General features: G+C 65.0%; 15 protein-coding genes. 6 read left to right on the top strand and 9 right to left on the bottom strand.

What is annotated here, in order from left to right; all coding sequences use genetic code 11:
* The first annotated feature begins 132 nt into the window (after positions 1-132).
* The gene (locus tag RAD10_RS09200; protein ID WP_461617195.1) at positions 133-1,224 is read left to right on the top strand and encodes a phosphatase PAP2 family protein; all 1,092 of its coding nucleotides are present in this window, start codon (positions 133-135) and stop codon (positions 1,222-1,224) included.
* 1,078 nt (positions 1,225-2,302) lie between these two features.
* Positions 2,303-5,092, top strand: coding sequence for a phosphoenolpyruvate carboxylase (ppc, locus tag RAD10_RS09195; protein ID WP_461617194.1), 2,790 nt, complete (start codon positions 2,303-2,305; stop codon positions 5,090-5,092).
* Positions 5,093-5,167: 75 nt separating this feature from the next.
* Here ppc and RAD10_RS09190 read toward each other — a convergent pair whose 3' ends face one another.
* From RAD10_RS09190 to RAD10_RS09175, 4 genes are all read right to left on the bottom strand, one after another.
* Positions 5,168-6,280: an SMP-30/gluconolactonase/LRE family protein gene (locus RAD10_RS09190; RefSeq protein WP_461617193.1), complete on the bottom strand. Its 1,113-nt coding sequence runs from the start codon at positions 6,278-6,280 to the stop codon at positions 5,168-5,170.
* 116 nt (positions 6,281-6,396) lie between these two features.
* Entirely contained in the window at positions 6,397-7,311 is a 915-nt protein-coding gene (locus RAD10_RS09185; RefSeq protein WP_091953453.1) for an SDR family oxidoreductase, read from the bottom strand.
* A gap of 136 nt (positions 7,312-7,447) precedes the next feature.
* Positions 7,448-8,587: a thiolase C-terminal domain-containing protein gene (locus RAD10_RS09180; protein ID WP_461617192.1), complete on the bottom strand. Its 1,140-nt coding sequence runs from the start codon at positions 8,585-8,587 to the stop codon at positions 7,448-7,450.
* A 3-nt stretch (positions 8,588-8,590) separates the two neighbouring features.
* Positions 8,591-9,004 carry a Zn-ribbon domain-containing OB-fold protein gene (locus RAD10_RS09175; RefSeq protein WP_461617191.1) on the bottom strand — a complete coding sequence of 138 codons (414 nt, stop codon included), beginning with the start codon at positions 9,002-9,004 and terminating at the stop codon, positions 8,591-8,593.
* Between the two features lie 193 nt (positions 9,005-9,197).
* Between RAD10_RS09175 and RAD10_RS09170 the strand changes: the two genes are divergently transcribed.
* The 4 genes from RAD10_RS09170 (at position 9,198) to alkB (ending at position 12,793) form a co-directional block, all read left to right on the top strand.
* Positions 9,198-10,547 (top strand): amidase, encoded by a 1,350-nt coding sequence (locus RAD10_RS09170; RefSeq protein ID WP_461617190.1) that lies wholly within the window; start codon positions 9,198-9,200, stop codon positions 10,545-10,547.
* Positions 10,540-11,226, top strand: a complete 687-nt coding sequence (locus tag RAD10_RS09165) for a DUF2848 domain-containing protein (RefSeq protein ID WP_461617189.1) — start codon at positions 10,540-10,542, stop codon at positions 11,224-11,226. The genes RAD10_RS09170 and RAD10_RS09165 overlap by 8 nt, the downstream gene beginning before the upstream one ends.
* Positions 11,227-11,384: 158 nt before the next feature.
* Positions 11,385-12,131, top strand: coding sequence for a 2OG-Fe(II) oxygenase (locus tag RAD10_RS09160; RefSeq protein ID WP_461617188.1), 747 nt, complete (start codon positions 11,385-11,387; stop codon positions 12,129-12,131).
* Between the two features lie 8 nt (positions 12,132-12,139).
* The gene (gene alkB, locus RAD10_RS09155; protein ID WP_461617495.1) at positions 12,140-12,793 is read left to right on the top strand and encodes a DNA oxidative demethylase AlkB; all 654 of its coding nucleotides are present in this window, start codon (positions 12,140-12,142) and stop codon (positions 12,791-12,793) included.
* A 57-nt stretch (positions 12,794-12,850) separates the two neighbouring features.
* Here alkB and RAD10_RS09150 read toward each other — a convergent pair whose 3' ends face one another.
* From RAD10_RS09150 to RAD10_RS09130, 5 genes are all read right to left on the bottom strand, one after another.
* Complete coding sequence (locus tag RAD10_RS09150) at positions 12,851-14,476, bottom strand: thiamine pyrophosphate-dependent enzyme (protein WP_461617187.1); 1,626 nt, start codon at positions 14,474-14,476, stop codon at positions 12,851-12,853.
* A 25-nt stretch (positions 14,477-14,501) separates the two neighbouring features.
* Positions 14,502-15,371 carry a fumarylacetoacetate hydrolase family protein gene (locus tag RAD10_RS09145; protein WP_461617186.1) on the bottom strand — a complete coding sequence of 290 codons (870 nt, stop codon included), beginning with the start codon at positions 15,369-15,371 and terminating at the stop codon, positions 14,502-14,504.
* Positions 15,371-16,354 carry a 3,4-dihydroxyphenylacetate 2,3-dioxygenase gene (hpaD, locus tag RAD10_RS09140; RefSeq protein ID WP_183258476.1) on the bottom strand — a complete coding sequence of 328 codons (984 nt, stop codon included), beginning with the start codon at positions 16,352-16,354 and terminating at the stop codon, positions 15,371-15,373. The genes RAD10_RS09145 and hpaD overlap by 1 nt, the downstream gene beginning before the upstream one ends.
* A 123-nt stretch (positions 16,355-16,477) precedes the next feature.
* Positions 16,478-18,016: a 5-carboxymethyl-2-hydroxymuconate semialdehyde dehydrogenase gene (hpaE, locus tag RAD10_RS09135; protein WP_461617185.1), complete on the bottom strand. Its 1,539-nt coding sequence runs from the start codon at positions 18,014-18,016 to the stop codon at positions 16,478-16,480.
* The gene (locus RAD10_RS09130; protein WP_461617184.1) at positions 18,009-18,407 is read right to left on the bottom strand and encodes a 5-carboxymethyl-2-hydroxymuconate isomerase; all 399 of its coding nucleotides are present in this window, start codon (positions 18,405-18,407) and stop codon (positions 18,009-18,011) included. Before RAD10_RS09130 ends, hpaE begins: the two co-directional genes overlap by 8 nt.
* Positions 18,408-18,415 lie beyond the last annotated feature (8 nt).

The raw sequence follows: 18,415 nt of genomic DNA, 5'->3' as shown, positions 1-18,415 counted from the left end.
AGCAACGTTTGGAAACAAAATCTTCACCAATAATGACGATAGCGCCAGTCATGGGAGGCAACCGGAAAGTGTGGGCGCTACAATTCTGGGAGAACCGCCCGAGATTGCACGTGGGCTGGAATGGGGTTTGGAATGTTCAGCGCGCCGCCTTTTGCGAGAGCAAATTGTGCTGTCAAGGAGGAGCTGCGCTTGGTCGCTCGCACCGAACGGCGGATTGCGAACAGATTACAACTGGTCAACTGGAGCCTTGTGGTTGGGTGGGCGCTGGCGCTCTGCGTCGGGCTTGCCGTAACAACCTTCACGCTGGAAGGTTTGATGACGACGGAGGTCGTCACAGCGCCGGCGCTGGCGGTTGCCGGGTTGTGGCTCATGCGGTGGGGCTGGGGCGAGCGACCGGCGTTCACCATGCTCGCATTTGCGCAGATGGGTTTTGTCGCGATCTGCGCGGCGCCGCTGTCGTATATCGGCTTGGGCGCCGCGATGCCGCTGCAGGACGCGAGATTCGCCGAGCTTGACCGATTGCTCGGCCTGGATTGGCCTGCATATTTCCATTTCGCGATGGCCCGCCCGGAATTGCTGCTGTACGCCAAGTTCTTTTACGCAATGATCCTCGTGCCGGCCTTCTGCGTTCCGGTCGTGCTGGGGCTGACGGGTCAATATATCCGTCTGCAGCAGTTCGTGATGGCGTCAACATTGGCGTTGTGCGTGGTGATTGTCGTCTCCTCCCTGCTTCCGGCGATCGGCACCTATTTCGAGTTCGGACTGCCCTCCGACACCGAGCTGTTCAAGGCGAACGGATATGGAGGACAGGCGAGCGACATACCCATGCTGCGCGATGGTACGTTGCGAGCTCTCAACATCGTGAAGCTCGGCGGCATCCTCACTTTCCCGAGCTTTCACGCTGCCACGGCGCTTCTCAGCATCTGGAGCTTATGGAGCATTTGGTGGCTGCGTCCCGCCCTGCTGGTGCTGAATGGGGGAATGCTCGTCGCGACCCCGCTGGTCGGAGGACATTACTTCGTGGATGTGATCGCGGGCGTGGCGGTGGCTGCGCTGACGATCCAGGCGTCGAAAGGCCTGACGGCGGTCGTCGTTGCAAGTCCGCTGGCGGTCTCGACGCAGCCGAACTCGGCGACCCCGGGTCGGCTGGTCGCTCTTGTCTTCGCCGCCATGTTCGTGCGGCCGTTCCGGCGGAACATGTCCCGGCATGCGATACGCCTATGAACGTGGGCTCCTGGCCCAAGGGAGACCTGCGCGGCCGTTTGTGATCACGAGCGTATCGTCGCCACATTGCGCAATGCAGACGGTCTCAGTCGCCTGCACACACAATCCCTCGCGTTGCCCGACGGGCAAAACACGCCCCATGCAGGTCAAGGGAGGGGGTCCGAAAAATATTCTGATTGACCGAATTGTCAGTTTCGGCTAAACCGCATTCCATCCCGGCCCGTCAAAGGGACGTTTCGCGATCGTCACGATACGTAGGCTGGGATGCGATGGACGCGGCAGCGCCGGCGCGTGACGGGGTGGCAGGGCGGGCTACGCCCGTGAGCCATCGTGATCCGCGGTACGACACGGCGCGGTCACAGCGTTTCTTTTCGGCGTTGGGGGCGAGCACGCGCGAGCTTCCGACTGTCCGGGGAGGGACGTCCGCGGACGGCAAAAGCGTGTGGTCCTGACGCCCGGGGTCTGTGCGTCAAGGCTTGCGGTGATGAAGCGGCCCGACCGGGCGCGCACATCAGTCATCTGCAAGACGACGGGGGCAATAGTGCATCGCTCCCCGGGGAGAGCACGCCATAAGCCGTAAAACCATTGCGCAGGGAAGGCCGGGAGCCCGGCATCACCTGTGGTCAACCCCGCGTGCGTCTTGTCGCGTGCGGACCTTCGGGTGCCAGCCGGCCTCCGGCCTTCCCTGCGCCCTTTCTCTTCGATGAGGGCGAAACGGATAGCAAAGCTCGGGCGGAATACGCCGCGAGAAGGCGAAGGCGTGTCTATAGAGATAAATGGGAGAGCTCTCGTGCCCCGGACGCAGCGCAGCGCTCTCCCGGCGATGCGAAGCATCGTCCGGTTCAGCGGTGCGCTGCAGAGCCGGGGCCCAGATTGCGGCAACGTGCTCGACGGCTGCTGGGTCCCGGCTCTGCGCAGCAACTCAAGGGCGTTGCAGCGCGTCCGGGACACGAGCGTGGCCGGCAGTTTGCACCGCCTCCAACTTCGTCTTGCACTGCGGTAGAAAAATATCGCACACTCCTCTGGGCCGAGGAGCCCAAGGAAGCTCTTCAAGGGAGCTCTTGAAGAGGAGCGAGCCATGTCCCTCCAGACCATACCATCCGACGCCACTGAGCATCGCCCCAACCGTCCCGAGGACGTTCAGGTGACGGAAGCGGAAGCCCGCCTGCGGGACGATATCCGCCTGCTCGGACGCATCCTCGGCGACACCGTGCGCGATCAGGAGGGCGCCGACGTGTTCGACCTGGTCGAGCGCATCCGGCAGACTTCGATCCGGTTCCACCGCGACGAGGACCGGCTCGCCCGCCGCGAGCTCGAGCAGATCCTCGACAGTATGTCGACGTCGGAAACCGTGCGGATCGTCCGCGCCTTCAGCTATTTCTCCCACCTCGCCAACATCGCCGAGGACCAGAACAACATCCGCCAGATGCGCGCCGGCAAAGGCGGCGGCTCCGGCGTGCTGGCGGAGACGCTGGCCCATGCCAAGGCGGCGGGCATCGGTGCCGATGCCTTGCGCAGCTTCTTCAAGTCCGCGCTGGTCAGCCCGGTCCTGACCGCGCACCCGACCGAAGTCCGCCGCAAGAGCACGATGGACCGCGAGATGGAGGTCGCCGGCCTGCTCGACCGCCGCGAGCGCGTCGCGCTCACCGCGGAGGAGGCCGATGCCAGCGACGAGCAGCTTCGCCGCGAGGTGCTGACGCTGTGGCAAACCAATCTGCTCCGCCGCACCAAGCTCACCGTGTTAGATGAGGTCGCCAACGGCCTGTCGTTCTACGATTACACCTTCCTGCGCGAGGTGCCGCGGCTGGTCAACGCGCTCGAAGACCGGCTGGAGGAGGGCGGCGAGCAGGCGGCCTCCGAGCTGGCCTCGTTCCTGCGCATGGGCAGCTGGATCGGCGGCGACCGCGACGGCAATCCCTTCGTTACCGCCGACGTGATGCGCGGCACGCTGCGGCTGCAGTCGAGCCGGGTGATGCAGTTCTATCTGAACGAGCTGCACGTGCTCGGCTCGGAATTGTCGATCGCGGCGCATCTCGCCGACGTCTCAGAAGAGCTGCGCAATTTGGCGGAACGCTCGCCGGATACCTCGCCGCACCGGAGCGGCGAGCCTTATCGTCTGGCGGTCTCCGGCATCTACGCGCGCCTGACCGCGACGGCCGAAAAGCTCGCGGTCGAGATCACGCGCCGGCCGGTCGGCAAGGGTGCGCCATATGCGAGCGTGAAGGAGCTGCAGGCCGATCTCGATGTGCTGCACCGCTCGCTGATCTCCAACAATGCCCGCGTCATCGCCCGCGGCCGGCTGCGGCTGCTCCGGCGCGCGGTGGATTGCTTCGGCTTCCATCTCGCCCGGCTCGACATCCGTCAGAACTCGGCGGTGCACGAACGCACCATCGCCGAGCTGATGGATGCCGCCAATCCCGGCATGTCCTATCTCGCGCTCGGCGAAGAGGCGCGCATCTCGCTGCTCACCAACGAGCTGCGCTCGACGCGCGCGCTGGTCTCGCCCTTCGTCAAGTACAGCGACGAGACCATGGGCGAGCTCAACGTCTTCCATGCGGCCGCGGAAGCGCATGCGATGTTCGGCTCGGACGCCATTCCCCAATGCATCATCTCGATGTGCAAGGGCATGTCCGACATGCTCGAGGTCGCGGTGCTGCTGAAGGAGGTCGGCCTCGTCCATCCCTCCGGCCGCAGCGCCATCAACATCGTGCCGCTGTTCGAGACCATTGAGGATCTGCAGGCCTCCAGCGGCATCATGGATCGCTTGCTGTCGCTGCACGATTACCGGCGTCTGGTCGACAGCCGCGGCAGCGTGCAGGAGGTCATGCTCGGCTATTCCGACAGCAACAAGGATGGCGGCTTCGTCACCTCGGGCTGGGAGCTCTACAAGGCCGAGATCGGTCTCGTCGACGTGTTCGAGCGCCATCACGTGCGGCTGCGCCTGTTCCACGGCCGCGGCGGCTCGGTCGGCCGCGGTGGCGGGCCGAGCTATGACGCCATCATCGCCCAGCCCGGCGGCGCGGTGAACGGCCAGATCCGCATCACCGAGCAGGGCGAGATCATCTCGTCGAAATATTCCAACGCCGAAGTCGGCCGCAACAATCTGGAGATCCTCGCCGCGGCGACGCTGGAGGCGAGCCTGCTTAATCCGCGCCAGAGCGCGCCGCGCCGCGAATATCTGACCGCGATGGATGAGCTGTCGAACCTCGCCTTCAAAGCCTATCGCGGCCTCGTCTACGAGACCGACGGCTTCGTCGATTATTTCTGGTCCTCGACCGTCATCAACGAGATTGCGACGCTGAACATCGGCAGCCGTCCGGCCTCGCGCAAGAAGACCCGCGCGATCGAGGATCTGCGCGCGATCCCCTGGGTGTTTTCATGGGCGCAATGCCGCCTGATGTTGCCGGGCTGGTACGGATTTGGCAGCGCGGTCGAGCAGTGGATCGCGGAACATCCCGACAAGGGCATGCCGTTCCTGAAAGAGCTCTACAGGGAATGGCCGTTCTTCCGCATGCTGCTCTCGAACATGGACATGGTGCTCGCCAAAAGCTCGATCGCGATCGCCTCGCGCTATGCCGAACTGGTGCCGGACGAAGCCTTGCGGGAGAAGATTTTCGGCCGCATCCGCCGCGAATGGCATTCCTGCATCGAGACGCTGCTCGACATCATGGGGCAGGACCGCTTGCTGCAGGGCAATCCGCTGCTGGAGCGCTCGGTGCGCCACCGCTTCCCCTATCTCGATCCGCTCAACCACGTGCAGGTCGAGCTCTTGAAGGAGCACCGCGCGCAGAACCCGGACGAGCAAGTGCTGCGCGGGATTCAGCTGACGATCAACGGGATTTCGGCGGGGCTGAGGAATACGGGGTAGGGGCGAATAGCGAATGGCGAGTAGCGAGTAGCGAATAAGCCCTATTCGCCATTCGCCACTCACCACTCGCTTCGCTCAACAGAAATGCGCGCCCTGCGTCTCCACATAGACCGCGTAGAGCGACTGGCTCGCGGTCATGAACAGGCGGTTGCGCTTCTTGCCGCCGAAGCAGACATTGGCGCAGGTCTCGGGCAGCAGGATCTGTCCGATGCGCGCGCCGTCGTTCGGCGCGAAGACCTGCACGCCGTCATAGCCGGGACCGACCCAGCCGGCGCCGACCCAGATGTTGCCCTCGGTATCGACGCGCAAGCCATCAGGGAAGCCCGACTTGCCGTCGAGCGTCATGTCGATCAGCTTCTTCGGGTTCGACAGCTTGGCGCCGTCGATGTCGTAGGACCACACCACGTTCTTGGCTTCAGGGTAATGCGTGATGCCGGTGTCGCAGACATAGAGCTTCTTGTAGTCGTGGCTGAAGGCGATGCCGTTCGGCTTGAACGGCTCGTCCGCGACCTTCGCCACCTGTCCGGTCTGGGCGTCCAGGCGATAGACGGATTCCTTCTGGTGCGGCTGCAGCGAGCCGGTATTGGCGAGCTTGCCCTCGTAGATGCTGATCGCCCCGTAGCCGGGGTCGGTGAACCAGATCGCCTTGTCGTTGGGATGCACCACCATATCGTTCGGGCCGTTGAGCGGCTTGCCACCGGCCTGCTCGGCCAGCGCCGTCACCGAGCCGTCGTGCTCATAGCGGACGAGACGGGTGCGCTCGGCGCTGAGCTGGCGCCCCTCGGTGTCGAACGAATTGCCGTTGGCCTCGTTCGACGGCTTGTGGAACTGCTCGGAGATATGGCCGTCATCGTCGAGATAACGCAGCTGCCGGTTGGCGGGGATGTCGCTCCAGACGAGATATTGTCCCTGCGCATTCCAGGCCGGTCCCTCCGCCCACAGGCAGCCGGTATAGAGCCGCTTGATCGCGGTGTTGCCGACCTTGGCCTTGAAGCGCTTGGGGTCGATGGCGATGATGTCGGGGTCGGGATAGCGCTGCGGCTCGGCATTGGCGCCGAAGTCGCGGGCGTCGGCTCGCGAGGCGAGGACAGTGGATGCGGCGAGAGCCGCCGTGCCTTTGAGCAGAGTGCGGCGGCCGAGGCCGCCCGTTACAGAGGTATCGTCGGAGTTGGTCAGTGTTCTTGTCATGGTTTCCTCCCAAAGTTTCGTTGGGAGGACACCATTCGCCTGCATTCGGGCGTAAAACGGAGCGATCTCGGGCCAAGACAACCGGAGATCGCAGGGCAGGGATGCCGGAAATGCGGCTAGACGGGATCCCAGGTGAAGATGTCGGCGGAGCGGTCGAGCTTGTAGAACGAGCCCTTCAGCGCCGGCATGCCGTGTTCCGCGATCGACTGCGGCGTCCAGCCCTCGCTCCGCTGCACCGAGCGGATCGGACGGTTCTGGCTGAACAGGAAGATCTCGTTCATGCGCACGCCGAAAATCTGGCCGGTGACGTCCTTGGCGGCATCGGAGATCAGATAGCCGCAGAGCGGGGCGATCTTCTCCGGTCCCATCTGCTTGATCTTCTCGACCCGCGCCTTTTCGGCCTCAGTCTCGGTCGGGATGGTGCCGATCATGCGCGTCCAGGCGAACGGCGAGACGCAGTTGGAGCGGACGTTGAAGCGGCCCATGTCGAGCGCGATCGACTTCGACAGCCCGACGATGCCGAGCTTGGCGGCGGCGTAATTGGCCTGGCCGAAATTGCCGATCAGGCCGGAGGTCGAGGTGAAGTGCACGAAGGAGCCGCTCTCCTGCTCGCGGAAGATGCGCGCGGCGGCGTGGCTGACGTAGAACGAGCCCATCAGATGCACCTTGATGACGGCCTCGAACGCCTCCACGCTCATCTTGTGGAAGATCATGTCGCGCAAAATGCCGGCATTGTTGACGACGCCGTCGAGCCGGCCGAAATGATCGGTCGCGGTCTTCACGATCTTGCTGGCGGGGATCGCTTCGGCGACCGACTCGAAATTGGCGACCGCGGTGCCGCCGCGCTTCTTGATCTCCTCGACCACTTCTTCGGCGGGCGCCGCGTTCGAACCGGCACCGTCCGAGGCTCCACCGGGATCGTTGACCACGACCTTGGCGCCCTCCGCCGCACAGAGCAGCGCGATCTCGCGCCCGATGCCGCGGCCTGCGCCGGTGACGATGATGACCTTGTCTTGCAGTGATTTGCTCATGCTAGCCTCTCCACGTTGCCTCTGGCCGCAGCTAACCCAGCTCGTCATGCGCGGGCTTGACCCGCGCATCCATCTCAGAAGAGGATGGATTGCCGGGTCAAGCCCGGCAATGACGAGCATGCGTTGTCCGCGCCGCTTACCTCTCGTTCGTAAACACGATCGTGCCGCTCGCCGCGAACATGCCGCCGACGCCGTGACATACCGAAATCTTCGCGTTCGGCACCTGCGCCGGTGCGATGCCGCGCATCTGCCGCACACTCTCCTGCAGCGCATACATGCCGTACATGCCCGAATGCATATAGCTCAGTCCGCCGCCATTGGTGTTGAGCGGCAGCTTGCCGCCGGGACGCGTATTGCCGTCGGCGATGAATTGGCCGGTCTCCTCATGCGGCATGAAGCCGAGATCGCCGAGGCCGAACAGCGGCAGATGCGCGAACGCATCGTAGATCATGAGGTGATCGACGTCCTTGTGTGCGATGCCGGCCTCCTTGAACGCGAGGGGGCCTGCGGTCTTGAACGCGCGCGAGGAGTTGAAGGTCTCCATCTGGCTGACCATCGGCGTCTCCACGCTCTCGCCGGTGCCCATGATATAAACGGGCTTGCGCGGAAAATCCCTGGCGCGATCGGCCGAGGTCAGGATCAGCGCGCCGCCGCCGTCGGTGACGAGGCAGCACTGCAGCAGGCGAAACGGATAGGCGATCATGCGCGAGTTGAGGACGTCGGCAACCGTGATCGGGTCCTTCATCATCGCGCGCGGATTCTTCGCGGCCCATTCCCGCTGCACCACCGCAACGGCAGCAAGCTGCTCGTGCGTGATGCCGTAGGTCTTCATGAAGCGCAGCACGGGGATCGGAAACATGCTGGGCGGACCGTAGACGCCGTAGGGCGCCTCGAACTGGCCCTGCAGGCTGTCGGCGGGGATCGAGCGCGGCGCCTTGCCGATCATCGACTTGCCGCTCTCGGCATGCGTGATCAGCACGGTCTTGCACAAGCCCGCCTCGATCGCCGCCGCGGCATGACGAACGTGCAGCATGAAGGAGCAGCCACCGACCGAGGTGCCGTCGACCCAGGTCGGCTTAATGCCGAGATAGTGGCAGACCTGCTGCGGCGTTTCGACCGCGGTGGCAAAGCCGTCGATGTCGGAGAGCTTCAGTCCGGCATCGGCGATGGCGTTGAGCGCGGCGTCTGCGTGAAGCTGGAGCTGCGAGGCGTTCGGGATGACACCGAGCTCGGTGGTCTCGGCCGCGCCGACGACGGCAACCTGGTTTTTGCGCATGGCTTATCCCTTCGCCGGACGAAACACGGGAAGGGTGATCTTGTCGTCGAGCGCCTGGAAGGCGACTTCGAGCTTCATGTCGAGCTCGAGCGCCTCGGGCGTCTGCGGGCAATCGATGATGTTGCTCATCATCCGCGGTCCCTCGACAAGCTCCACCACGGCGATCGCATATGGCGGCGTGAAGCCGGGCGCGGCGGGACGGTGATTGATCACGTAGCTGTAGAGGAAGCCCTTGCCACTCGCCTTGAAGATGCTGACCTTGCGCGAGGCGCAGGACGGGCAGAACGGGCGCGGCGGGAAGTAGACATGCGCGCAGGCGTCGCAGCGCTGCAGGCGCAATTCGCCCGCCTTCGTGCCGTCCCAGAAATGCTGGGTCTCCGGCGTCGGTTTCGGTCGCGCGCGCTGCGGTTCGGCCATGTCGGAACGCCCTCCCAGAAAGCAAATCTTGATAGGGCAGGCTTCACGCCCGCCCGTTTCGATCTTGATGCGACAATCGACCATGGTGCGTCAACGGTCCAGCAATACGCATGCATGCCATCATGCGCACAATGCTTGTGTCGAACTGAGGCAGCGCTATAGATTGCGCGCGACAATATTCCGTGAGACAGACATGCCCGAATTTCCGACGCTGGCGAAGCTCGCCGAAGACCTCGAAAGCGGCCGCACGACCGCCCGCAAGCTGGTCGAGGCCTGCATCGCCAGGATCGCCGATCCTGCCGGGGAGGGCCAGCGCACCTTCCTCCATGTCGACAAGGACGCCGCGCTCGCCGCGGCGGACGCGATGGACGGCTTGCGCAAGGCCAAGGCGGCGCCATCGCGCTATGCCGGCATCCCGATCTCGATCAAGGATCTGTTCGACATCAAGGGCCAGGTGACGCGCGCCGGCTCGCGCGCGCTCGACGATTCGCCGCCGGCCGAGCAGGATGCGGCGACGGTGGCGCGGCTGCGCAGGGCCGGCTTCGTCGTGATCGGGCGCACCAACATGACCGAGTTCGCCTATTCCGGCATCGGCATCAATCCGCACTACGGCACGCCGAAGGGCGGCTGGAACCGGGCCGTGGGCCATGTGCCCGGCGGCTCGTCCTCGGGCGCGGCGGTATCCGTGCTCGATGGCATGGCACACGGCGCGCTTGGCACCGACACCGGCGGCTCCTGCCGGATTCCGGCCGCGTTCAACGGCATCGTCGGCTACAAGCCGACGCAGCGGCGCGTGCCGCTCGATGGCTCCGTGCCGCTCTCATTCTCGCTCGACAGCATCGGGCCGCTGGCACGATCAGTCAGTTGCTGTGCCATACTGGACGCCGTGCTCGCGAACGAGCCGATCGCCCCGCTGAAGCCGCGTCCGATCCAGGGCATGCGACTCGCGGTGCCGACCACGATCGCGCTCGACGACCTCGATGCTGAAGTCGCCGAGACGTTCGAACGCGCCCTGAGGACGCTTTCCGACCATGGCGCCATCATTGAGCGCATCGAGATGGCCGAATTCCACGACATCGGTCCGATGAACGCCAAGGGCGGCTTTGCCGCGTCCGAGAGCTACGCCTGGCACCGCTATCTCATCACCTCCAAGGGCGATGTCTATGATCCCCGCGTCTCCGTACGGATCATGCGCGGCGAAGCGCAGAGCGCGGCCGATTACATCGATCTCCTCAACGAGCGCCGCTCGCTGATCGCCCGCGTCAACGCGCGCATCGCGCCCTATGATGCGCTGGTGCTGCCGACCACGCCCAACACGCCGCCGAAGATCGCCGACCTTGCCGATGACAAGGCATTCACGCGCGAGAACATCCGCGCACTGCGCAACTGCACCCTGATCAACATGATCGACGGCTGCGCCATCTCGCTGCCCGCACATCGCCAGGGCGACGTTCCCGTCGGCCTGATGCTGGCGGGCGCGGGCGGAACGGACCATCGTATTTTTGAACTTGCTGCCGGCATGGAGGCCGTCATTCGTGTTTGACCTGACTTTCACCGTCGATGCACAGGACACCACCACGCCGCTGACGCTCGCGATCGACCAGATGGTCATCGCCGGATGGACCGGCCGCGACCCCGTCGCGCGCGACAAGCACATAGCCGAGCTGCAGGAGATGGGCATCGCCCCGCCGGCCTCGACGCCGATTTACTACCGCGCCTCGGCGCGGCGGCTGACCCAGGAAGACAGCATCGAATGCACCGGCGGGGATTCCTCCGGCGAGGTCGAGTTCGTGCTGATCGGCTGGCAGGGCCGCATCTTCGTCGGCTGCGGCTCCGACCACACCGACCGCAAGGTCGAGGCCTACAACGTCACCGTGTCCAAGCAGATGTGCGACAAGCCGATCGCCGCCACGCTGTGGGAGCTCGAGGACGTCGTCGGCCATTGGGACAGGATGATCCTGCGCTCCTACGCCACGATCAAGGGCGAGCGCGTGCTCTACCAGGAGGGCACGCTGGACGCGATGCTGCCGGTGAACGACCTGATCGCACGCGGCTTCGAAGGAGGAAAATTCCCCGACGGCTGCGCCATGTTCGGCGGCACGTTTGCAGCCAAGGGCGGCATCCGCCCCGCCGACCGGTTCGAGTTCGAGCTGGAGGATCCCGTGCTGAAGCGGACGATCAAGCATGGGTACGACGTGGTGACGTTGCCGGTGAGGGGCTAGCTCTCCCCCCACCGTCATTGCGAGCGAAGCGAAGCAATCCAGAATCCTTCGGCGGAACCAGCCTGGATTGCTTCGTCGCAAGGGCTCCTCGCAATGACGGGAGATAGTCATCGGAAATCGGGTGGCGGGGTAAACGTCGGGCTGCCAAGGTGATTGTTATGACAATGACCGCACGTAAAACGGCCCAACCCTCCGGTCCCGACCTCGCCGCCCACGTCGACGCCCTCGACTGGCCTCAGATCACGGCCGAACTCGACACCCAGGGCTGTGCCGTCCTGAAGGGCCTGTTGACGCCGGACCAGTGCCGCGCCGTTGCGGCGCTCTACCCGGACGACACGCAGTTTCGCAGCCGCATCGTCATGGGCCGTCACGGCTTTGGCCGCGGCGAGTACAAATATTTCGCCTATCCGCTGCCGGATCTGATCGCACAGCTCCGCCCAGCGCTCTACGCGCGTCTGCAAGGCGTCGCCAATCGCTGGAACGAGGCGATGGGGAATGACATTCGCTATCCCGCCGCGCACGCGGCGTTCCTGAAACGCTGCCACGAGGCGGGGCAGGCGCGGCCGACGCCGCTGCTGCTGCAATATGAGGCGGGCGATTACAACTGCCTGCACCAGGACCTCTATGGCGAGCACGTGTTCCCGCTCCAGGTCGCGATCCTGCTATCCGAGCCCGGTCGCGATTTCAGCGGCGGCGAATTCGTGCTGACCGAGCAACGGCCGCGCATGCAGTCGCGGGCCGAGGTGGTGCCGCTGGCGCAGGGTGACGCCGTCGCCTTCGCTGTGCATCACCGCCCGGTGCAGGGGACACGCGGCACTTACCGCGTTAATCTGCGCCATGGCGTCAGCCGCATCAGGTCCGGCCAGCGCCATACACTGGGTGTAATTTTTCACGATGCCAAATGAGCGGAGCGTTGACGGCTGATTTGTTCGATAGCGTTGCCGAAGCGCAGCCGTCGCGCGAGGAGATCGCGGACGGTGCCGTGTTGTTGCGCGGCTTCGTCAAGCCGATCGAAACCGAGCTGATCGCCGCCGTGCGCGCGATCGTGGCGCAATCGCCGTTCCGCCGGATGACGACGCCCGGTGGCCATCTGATGTCGGTGGCAATGACCAATTGCGGCGAGCGTGGCTGGATCACCGACCACACCGGCTATCGCTACGATCCGATCGACCCGCGAACCGGCGCGCCCTGGCCCGAAATGCCGCCGGTGCTGCGCGATCTCGCGCGCCACGCGGCGGAGCAGGGCGGCTTTGCCGGCTTCGCGCCCGATGCGTGCCTCGTCAACCGCTACGAGCCCGGCACGCGGCTGTCGCTGCATCAGGACAAGGACGAGCTGGATTATGCGGCGCCGATCGTCTCGGTCTCGCTCGGCCTGCCCGCAACCTTCCTGTTTGGCGGCCTCGCACGTGCCGACAAGCCGCGCCGCTTCCGGCTGGTCCATGGCGATGTCGTGGTCTGGGGCGGCCCGTCCAGGCTCGCTTATCACGGCGTCGCGCCGCTCGCCGAAGGCGAGCATGCGCTGTTGGGACGGAAGCGGATCAATCTGACGTTCCGCCGGACGCGGTGATCTTCCTGCTCCCCTTGTGGGAGAAGGGAAGAGACCTCCGGAACGACGATGCTTCGCTTAAGGCTTCGGCGGGTGGATGAACGCCCACGGGCTCACTTCGGAATCCCGCGTCACTTCCACCGAGATCAGATACGGCCCGCCATGGCTGAGTGCTTTCTCTATCGCCGCCTTGAACTGATCGGGCGCGGTGACACGCGCAGCCGCGACGCCAAAGGACTCCGCGAGCTTGACGAAATCCGGATTGACGAGGTCGGACGCCACCACGCGGCCGTCGAAACGTTCGCGCTGGTCGCGGCGGACATTGCCGTAGGCGTTGTTGTTGAACACCAGCGTCACCACGCCGATGTTGAACTGCACGGCGGTTGACAACTCCTGCACGCCGAACATGAAGCCGCCGTCGCCGGTGATGGCGACCACGGGCTTATCCGGGTTCGCCACCTTGGCTCCGAGCGCGGTCGGGAAGCCCGAGCCGAGCGTGCCCTGATAGCCCGAGGTGATGAAGGTGCGCGGCTGGTAGATCGGAAATCCGTACCAGGAGGCGAAGCCGACCTGTGACAATTCATCTGTCACGATCGCGTTCGCGGGCAGCACCTCGCGCAGGATGTTCAGATAAGCCATCTGCGGCTGGACGCGCTGGATCTCGGCCTGAGCGCTCGCAGTTGCTTCGCGGATCGTGGCGCGGCGGCCGGAGGTCTTGCTGTAGCCGGCCTTGCGCACGGCAGCAGCGAGATCGGCGGTCGCGGCCCTGGCATCGGCGACAACAGCGGTGTCGGCAGCGAAGCGCCGCATTTCGACCGGATCGATGTCGATGCGGATGCTCTTCAGGCCCGCAGGCTGATACGGCCAGCGCGACATGGTCGGCAGCTCCAGCCGCGTGCCGATGCCGATCATGAAATCGGTGTTGGGCCACAGCTTGTAGGCCGCGGCCATGGTGAGGCCGAGCTCATGGGCGTTGGAGACGATGCCGCGGCCGCTGCGGAAGGCGACGACGGGTGCATCGATCATCTCGGCGAGTTCGAGGATCTCCTCGCCCGCATCGATCGCGCCGCTGCCGACGAAGATCATCGGCGCCTTGCTGCCCTTGATCAGCGCCGCCGCCTGCCTGATCAGGTCAGGATCGGGCAGCGGCGCCGGCAAGGGCTCCAGCACGCGTGCTGCAGCGGTGTCCGCGCGCTGCGTAAAGACGTCCCAAGGCATCTCGACCGAGGCGGGGCCGCGCCGGCCGGACGTCATCTCCTGAAAGGCGCGCGCCACCGTGGTCGGTGCGTTGCCGGGCGTCTCGATACGGTCGGCCCATTTCACATAGGTGCGCAGGGTCGCGAGCTGATCCGGCATCTCGTGCAGATGGCCGCGGCCCTTGCCGAGAAATTGCGTCGGCACCTGGCCCGTCACGCACAGCACCGGCTCGTTGCAGCCATAGGCGGTGAGCAGCGCTGCGCTGGCGTTGAGCACGCCGGGGCCGGGCACGACGCTGAACACACCGGGCCGGCCGCTCGCGCGTGCATAGCCGAATGCCATGTAGCCGCAGGCCTGCTCGTGCCGCGCGCCGATCACCTTGAGCTGGGCCTGGTGGAAGGCGTCGAACAGGCCGTAGACCTGCGCACCGGGCAGGCCGAACACGGTATCGACGCCATGGGCGACCAGGCCGCTTACGATCGCTTCGCCGCCGGTGAGGGTGGTCATTGCATCATTCCACTTCGATTGTTGATCAGGCTTCGTCGACGACACCGTTGCGCAAGCTGCCGATGCCTTCGGCCGCGACCTCGACGACGTCGCCGGGCTTCAGGTAACGCGGCGGATCGAACCGCGCACCGGCGCCGGTCGGCGTGCCCGTAACGATGATATCGCCGGGGACGAGCGTTGCGAAGGTGGAGATATAGTTGATGAGATAACGGAAGGAGAACATCAGCCGGCTGGTGCGATCGTCCTGCCTGAGCTCGCCGTTGACATGCGTGGTGAGCCTGACATCGGCGATCTGCGATTCCTGCACGTAGGGCACGAGCCATGGGCCGAGGCTGCCGCTGGAATCAAAGTTCTTGCCCTGGGTGACGTTGAACTTGGCGTGGCGCAGCCAGTCGCGCACCGAGCCTTCGTTGCACAGCGTCAGCGCGGCGATGTGATCGAGCGCAGCGCTTTCCGGAATATGCCGGCCTTGCTTGCCGATCACCAGCACGATCTCGCCCTCATAATCGAGCTGCGCGGACGCCCGCGGGCGCACCAGCGGCGTGTCGTGGCCGACGAAGGAGCGGGGCGAGCGCATGAACATGCTCGGATATTTCGGCGCGTCCTGACCGTCCTTGTACTCGGCGTTACGATCAGGATAGTTGACGCCGATGCAGATGATCTTCTCCGGCGCGGGCACCGGCGGCAGCCAGGTGATATCGGCGAGCGCGTGATCCGGCGCGCGGCCGGCGGCTTCCTCGGCAAAGCTCACGAGCTTTCCGGCCGCGATGACTTCGCGCAGCGTTGGATAGTGTTTTGCGTAGCGCGCGGAGAGATCGACGATGCCGCCCTGCAGGACAGCACCGTAGCTGACATCACCCTTGACGGAATAGGTGGCGAGGCGAGGAAGTTTCATCAGTCAGCCACCAGCACGTCCGCGACAAACTTCGGCTCGCGCACGGCCTGCCCGCTAAACAGCGAGCCCTGCTCGAACCAGGAACGCGGGGCGGGCGCGCCCCACAGCGTCTGGCGGCGCGGATCGCGCAGCGACCAGCGCAGCGGCTCGTGGTCGTGATCCCCCGTGAAATAGTCGCTGGTGTAGAGCTCGAGCCGGTGTCCGTCGGGATCGCGGACATAGAGGAAGAATGCGTTCGAGATGCCGTGGCGTCCGGGGCCGCGCTCGATGTTCTTGACGAAGCCTTGCGACGCCATGACGTCGCAGAGATGGATGATGTTCATCGCCGTCGGCGTCCAGTAGGCGAAATGGTGCAGGCGAGGGCCCTTGCCGTTGGTGATGGCGAAGTCGTGGACATTGCCCTTGCGATGCATCCAGGCGGCGGCGATGCGGCCGTTCGGTCCATCCTCCTCGGCGTATTCGGTGAGGCGGAAGCCGAGCCGGGCGTAGAACTCGACGGTGTCCTGCACCTCGGCGGCGAAGACGTTGAAATGATCGAGCCGCTGCGGGTGGCAGCCCCTATAGAGATCATAGCGGCGCAAGAGATGCGGCCGCCGATCCATCGACGCATAGAGCTCGATCTGGAAGCCGAAGGGATCGGTAAACTGCAGGGTCCGGCCCTGGAAGGGCTGGTCGACGAAAGCGTAGGCAAGCCCGTTCTCGGACAGGAAAGCGGCGGCCTTGTCGAGATCCCCGTCGTTGCCGACCTTGAAACCGAGGCGCGCGCACGCCGGGACTGCTGCTTTCCGCAGCACCAGCGAGTGATGCTGATGCTCCTCCGCGGCGCGCAAGTACACGACCTTGTCGTCGGCGTCCTCGACATGCAGGCCGACAATCGTCTCGTAGAACTCGCGGCTCAGCTTCAAGTCGGTGACGTCAAGCACGACGTGGCTGGAGCGGATGATGTTGAACGGCGGCTCGAAGATATGTTGCGGTACGGGCATTTGCGTTTCCCCTCGGCTCGGTCGTCATTCCGGGCGGCTCGAAGAGCCGAACTATGGTGCGCAATTGCGCACCTGAGAATCTCGAGGTTCCGGATTCGCTTCGCGCTCCGGAACGACGAAGCGTTAAATTCCCAGTTTCTGAATCTTGTGCGTGCCCCGCGCCAGCGAGACGTGCTTGGTTTCCATGTAGAAATCGAACGAATAATCGCCGCCGTCGCGGCCGATGCCGGACGCCTTCATGCCGCCGAACGGCGTCGGCAAATGGCGGACATTCTCCGAGTTCAGCCAGATCATGCCGGCCTCCAGCGCGTCGGCGACGCGCAGTGCGCGGCCAACGTCGTTGGTCCAGACATAGCCGGTCAGACCATAGCGGATGTCGTTGGCGATCTCGACGGCTTCGGCTTCGTCCTTGAAGGGCAACACGGTGAGGAACGGGCCGAACACCTCCTCCTGCGCCACGCGCATCTTGCCGTGCGCGCCGGTGACCAAGGTAGGCTCGACGTAATGCCCGCCGCCCGGGCCGTCATGGGCCTTGCCGCCGACCGCGATCACAGCGCCGTCCTGGCGCGCGACGTCGAAATAGCAGCAGACCTTTGCCAGATGCCGTTCGTGGATCAGCGGCCCGATCTCGGTGGCGGGATCAAGGGGATGGCCGACCTTCAGCGCCTTCACGCGCGCGGTGAGCTTCTCCGTGAACTTGTCCGCAATGCCGGCCTGAACCAAGAGGCGACTCGATGACGTGCAGCGTTCGCCGTTGAGCGAGTAGATCATGAACACGACGGCATCGAGCGCGCGGTCGAGATCGGCATCGTCGAACACGATCACGGGGTTCTTGCCGCCGAGCTCGAAATGCACGCGCTTCAGCGTCGGCGCGCCCTGCACCATGATCGCCGAGCCGGTCGCGCTCTCGCCGACGAAGCCGATCGCCTTGATCGCGGGATGCTCGGTCAGCGCCTTGCCGGCCTCTTCGCCGAAGCCGTGGACGGTGTTGAGCACGCCGTCGGGAACGCCGGCCTGCTTGACGAGCTTGCTGAGCATGTCCGCGGTGACCGGCGACCACTCGGCCGGCTTGTGCACGACCGTGCAGCCGGCGGCAAGGGCCGGGGCGATCTTCCAGGTCGAGAGCATGAACGGCGTGTTCCACGGCGTGATCACGCCGACCGGGCCGATCGGCACGCGCGTCGAGATGTTCCAGTGCTCGTCGCTCGGCGTGTTGAGGCCGTCGCGCGCCTCCGCGCATTTGTCGGCGAAGAAGCGGAAATTCTCGGCGGCGCGGATAGCGGCCTTGGCCATGAAGCGATAGGCCTGGCCGGTGTCGATGCATTCGAGCACCGCGATGTCGTCCGCATTGTCCTCGATCGCGTCGGCGACGCGATGCAGCAGCTTCTTCCGCATCGCCGGGCCCATATCGCGCCAGGACTTGAAGGCGAGCGCGGCAGCCGTTGCGGCGCGGTCGATGTCCTCGGCAGTGCCCCGCGCGACGCTGGCGAGCGTAGTGCCGTCGACCGGTGACTTCGTCTCGAACGTCTCGCCGGAGATCGAGGCGACGGTCTTGCCGTCGATCATGTGACCGATGCCGTCGGCACGCAGCTTCTTCAGCAGCGGTGCGACGCGGTCGCGGTTGGCCTGGAATACATCGGCTTTCGGGCTGGGCTTATCCATGGGCGGCTTCCACTTTCAGGGCGTCGTGGATGTTGTTGCGCTTCCAGCTGGTGTCCTTGTCGTTGATCTGCATGTCGAACGACAGAGCGAACTTGCTGGCAGCGAAGACGGGATCGAGATGTCGGGAGAGTGCCTGGAAGACGTGCTCGCCGGCCTGCTGCCGCGTCCTGAGATCGCGGCCCTCGCCGATGCGCAACACCATGTCGAGGAAGCCGTAGTCCTTCCGCGCGTCAGCGATCGCATAGTGCTCGCACCTGATGGCGCGGACGCGGATGCCGCCGAGCGGGAAGATGCCGGTCTCGACCGCCGCCTTGCGCACGATCTCGCACACCGCCGCGATATCGAGGCGGCCATCGAGATTGGCCGAATATTCAATCGTGAAATGCGGCATCGCGGTTT

Source organism: Bradyrhizobium sp. 23AC (assembly GCF_054863025.1).
This window is presented reverse-complemented; position numbering and strand designations above follow the sequence as displayed.

What these genes read in the sequence shown, in the direction of transcription:
- RAD10_RS09175 (WP_461617191.1), bottom strand. Translation starts at nt 9,004, where the DNA reads ATGGCCGAACCGCAGCGCGCGCGACCGAAACCGACGCCGGAGACCCAG.
- RAD10_RS09150 (WP_461617187.1), bottom strand. Translation starts at nt 14,476, where the DNA reads ATGACCACCCTCACCGGCGGCGAAGCGATCGTAAGCGGCCTGGTCGCC.
- RAD10_RS09190 (WP_461617193.1), bottom strand. Translation starts at nt 6,280, where the DNA reads ATGACAAGAACACTGACCAACTCCGACGATACCTCTGTAACGGGCGGC.
- RAD10_RS09145 (WP_461617186.1), bottom strand. Translation starts at nt 15,371, where the DNA reads ATGAAACTTCCTCGCCTCGCCACCTATTCCGTCAAGGGTGATGTCAGC.
- ppc (WP_461617194.1), top strand. Translation starts at nt 2,303, where the DNA reads ATGTCCCTCCAGACCATACCATCCGACGCCACTGAGCATCGCCCCAAC.
- RAD10_RS09170 (WP_461617190.1), top strand. Translation starts at nt 9,198, where the DNA reads ATGCCCGAATTTCCGACGCTGGCGAAGCTCGCCGAAGACCTCGAAAGC.
- RAD10_RS09200 (WP_461617195.1), top strand. Translation starts at nt 133, where the DNA reads ATGTTCAGCGCGCCGCCTTTTGCGAGAGCAAATTGTGCTGTCAAGGAG.
- hpaD (WP_183258476.1), bottom strand. Translation starts at nt 16,354, where the DNA reads ATGCCCGTACCGCAACATATCTTCGAGCCGCCGTTCAACATCATCCGC.
- RAD10_RS09160 (WP_461617188.1), top strand. Translation starts at nt 11,385, where the DNA reads ATGACAATGACCGCACGTAAAACGGCCCAACCCTCCGGTCCCGACCTC.
- RAD10_RS09130 (WP_461617184.1), bottom strand. Translation starts at nt 18,407, where the DNA reads ATGCCGCATTTCACGATTGAATATTCGGCCAATCTCGATGGCCGCCTC.
- hpaE (WP_461617185.1), bottom strand. Translation starts at nt 18,016, where the DNA reads ATGGATAAGCCCAGCCCGAAAGCCGATGTATTCCAGGCCAACCGCGAC.
- RAD10_RS09185 (WP_091953453.1), bottom strand. Translation starts at nt 7,311, where the DNA reads ATGAGCAAATCACTGCAAGACAAGGTCATCATCGTCACCGGCGCAGGC.
- RAD10_RS09180 (WP_461617192.1), bottom strand. Translation starts at nt 8,587, where the DNA reads ATGCGCAAAAACCAGGTTGCCGTCGTCGGCGCGGCCGAGACCACCGAG.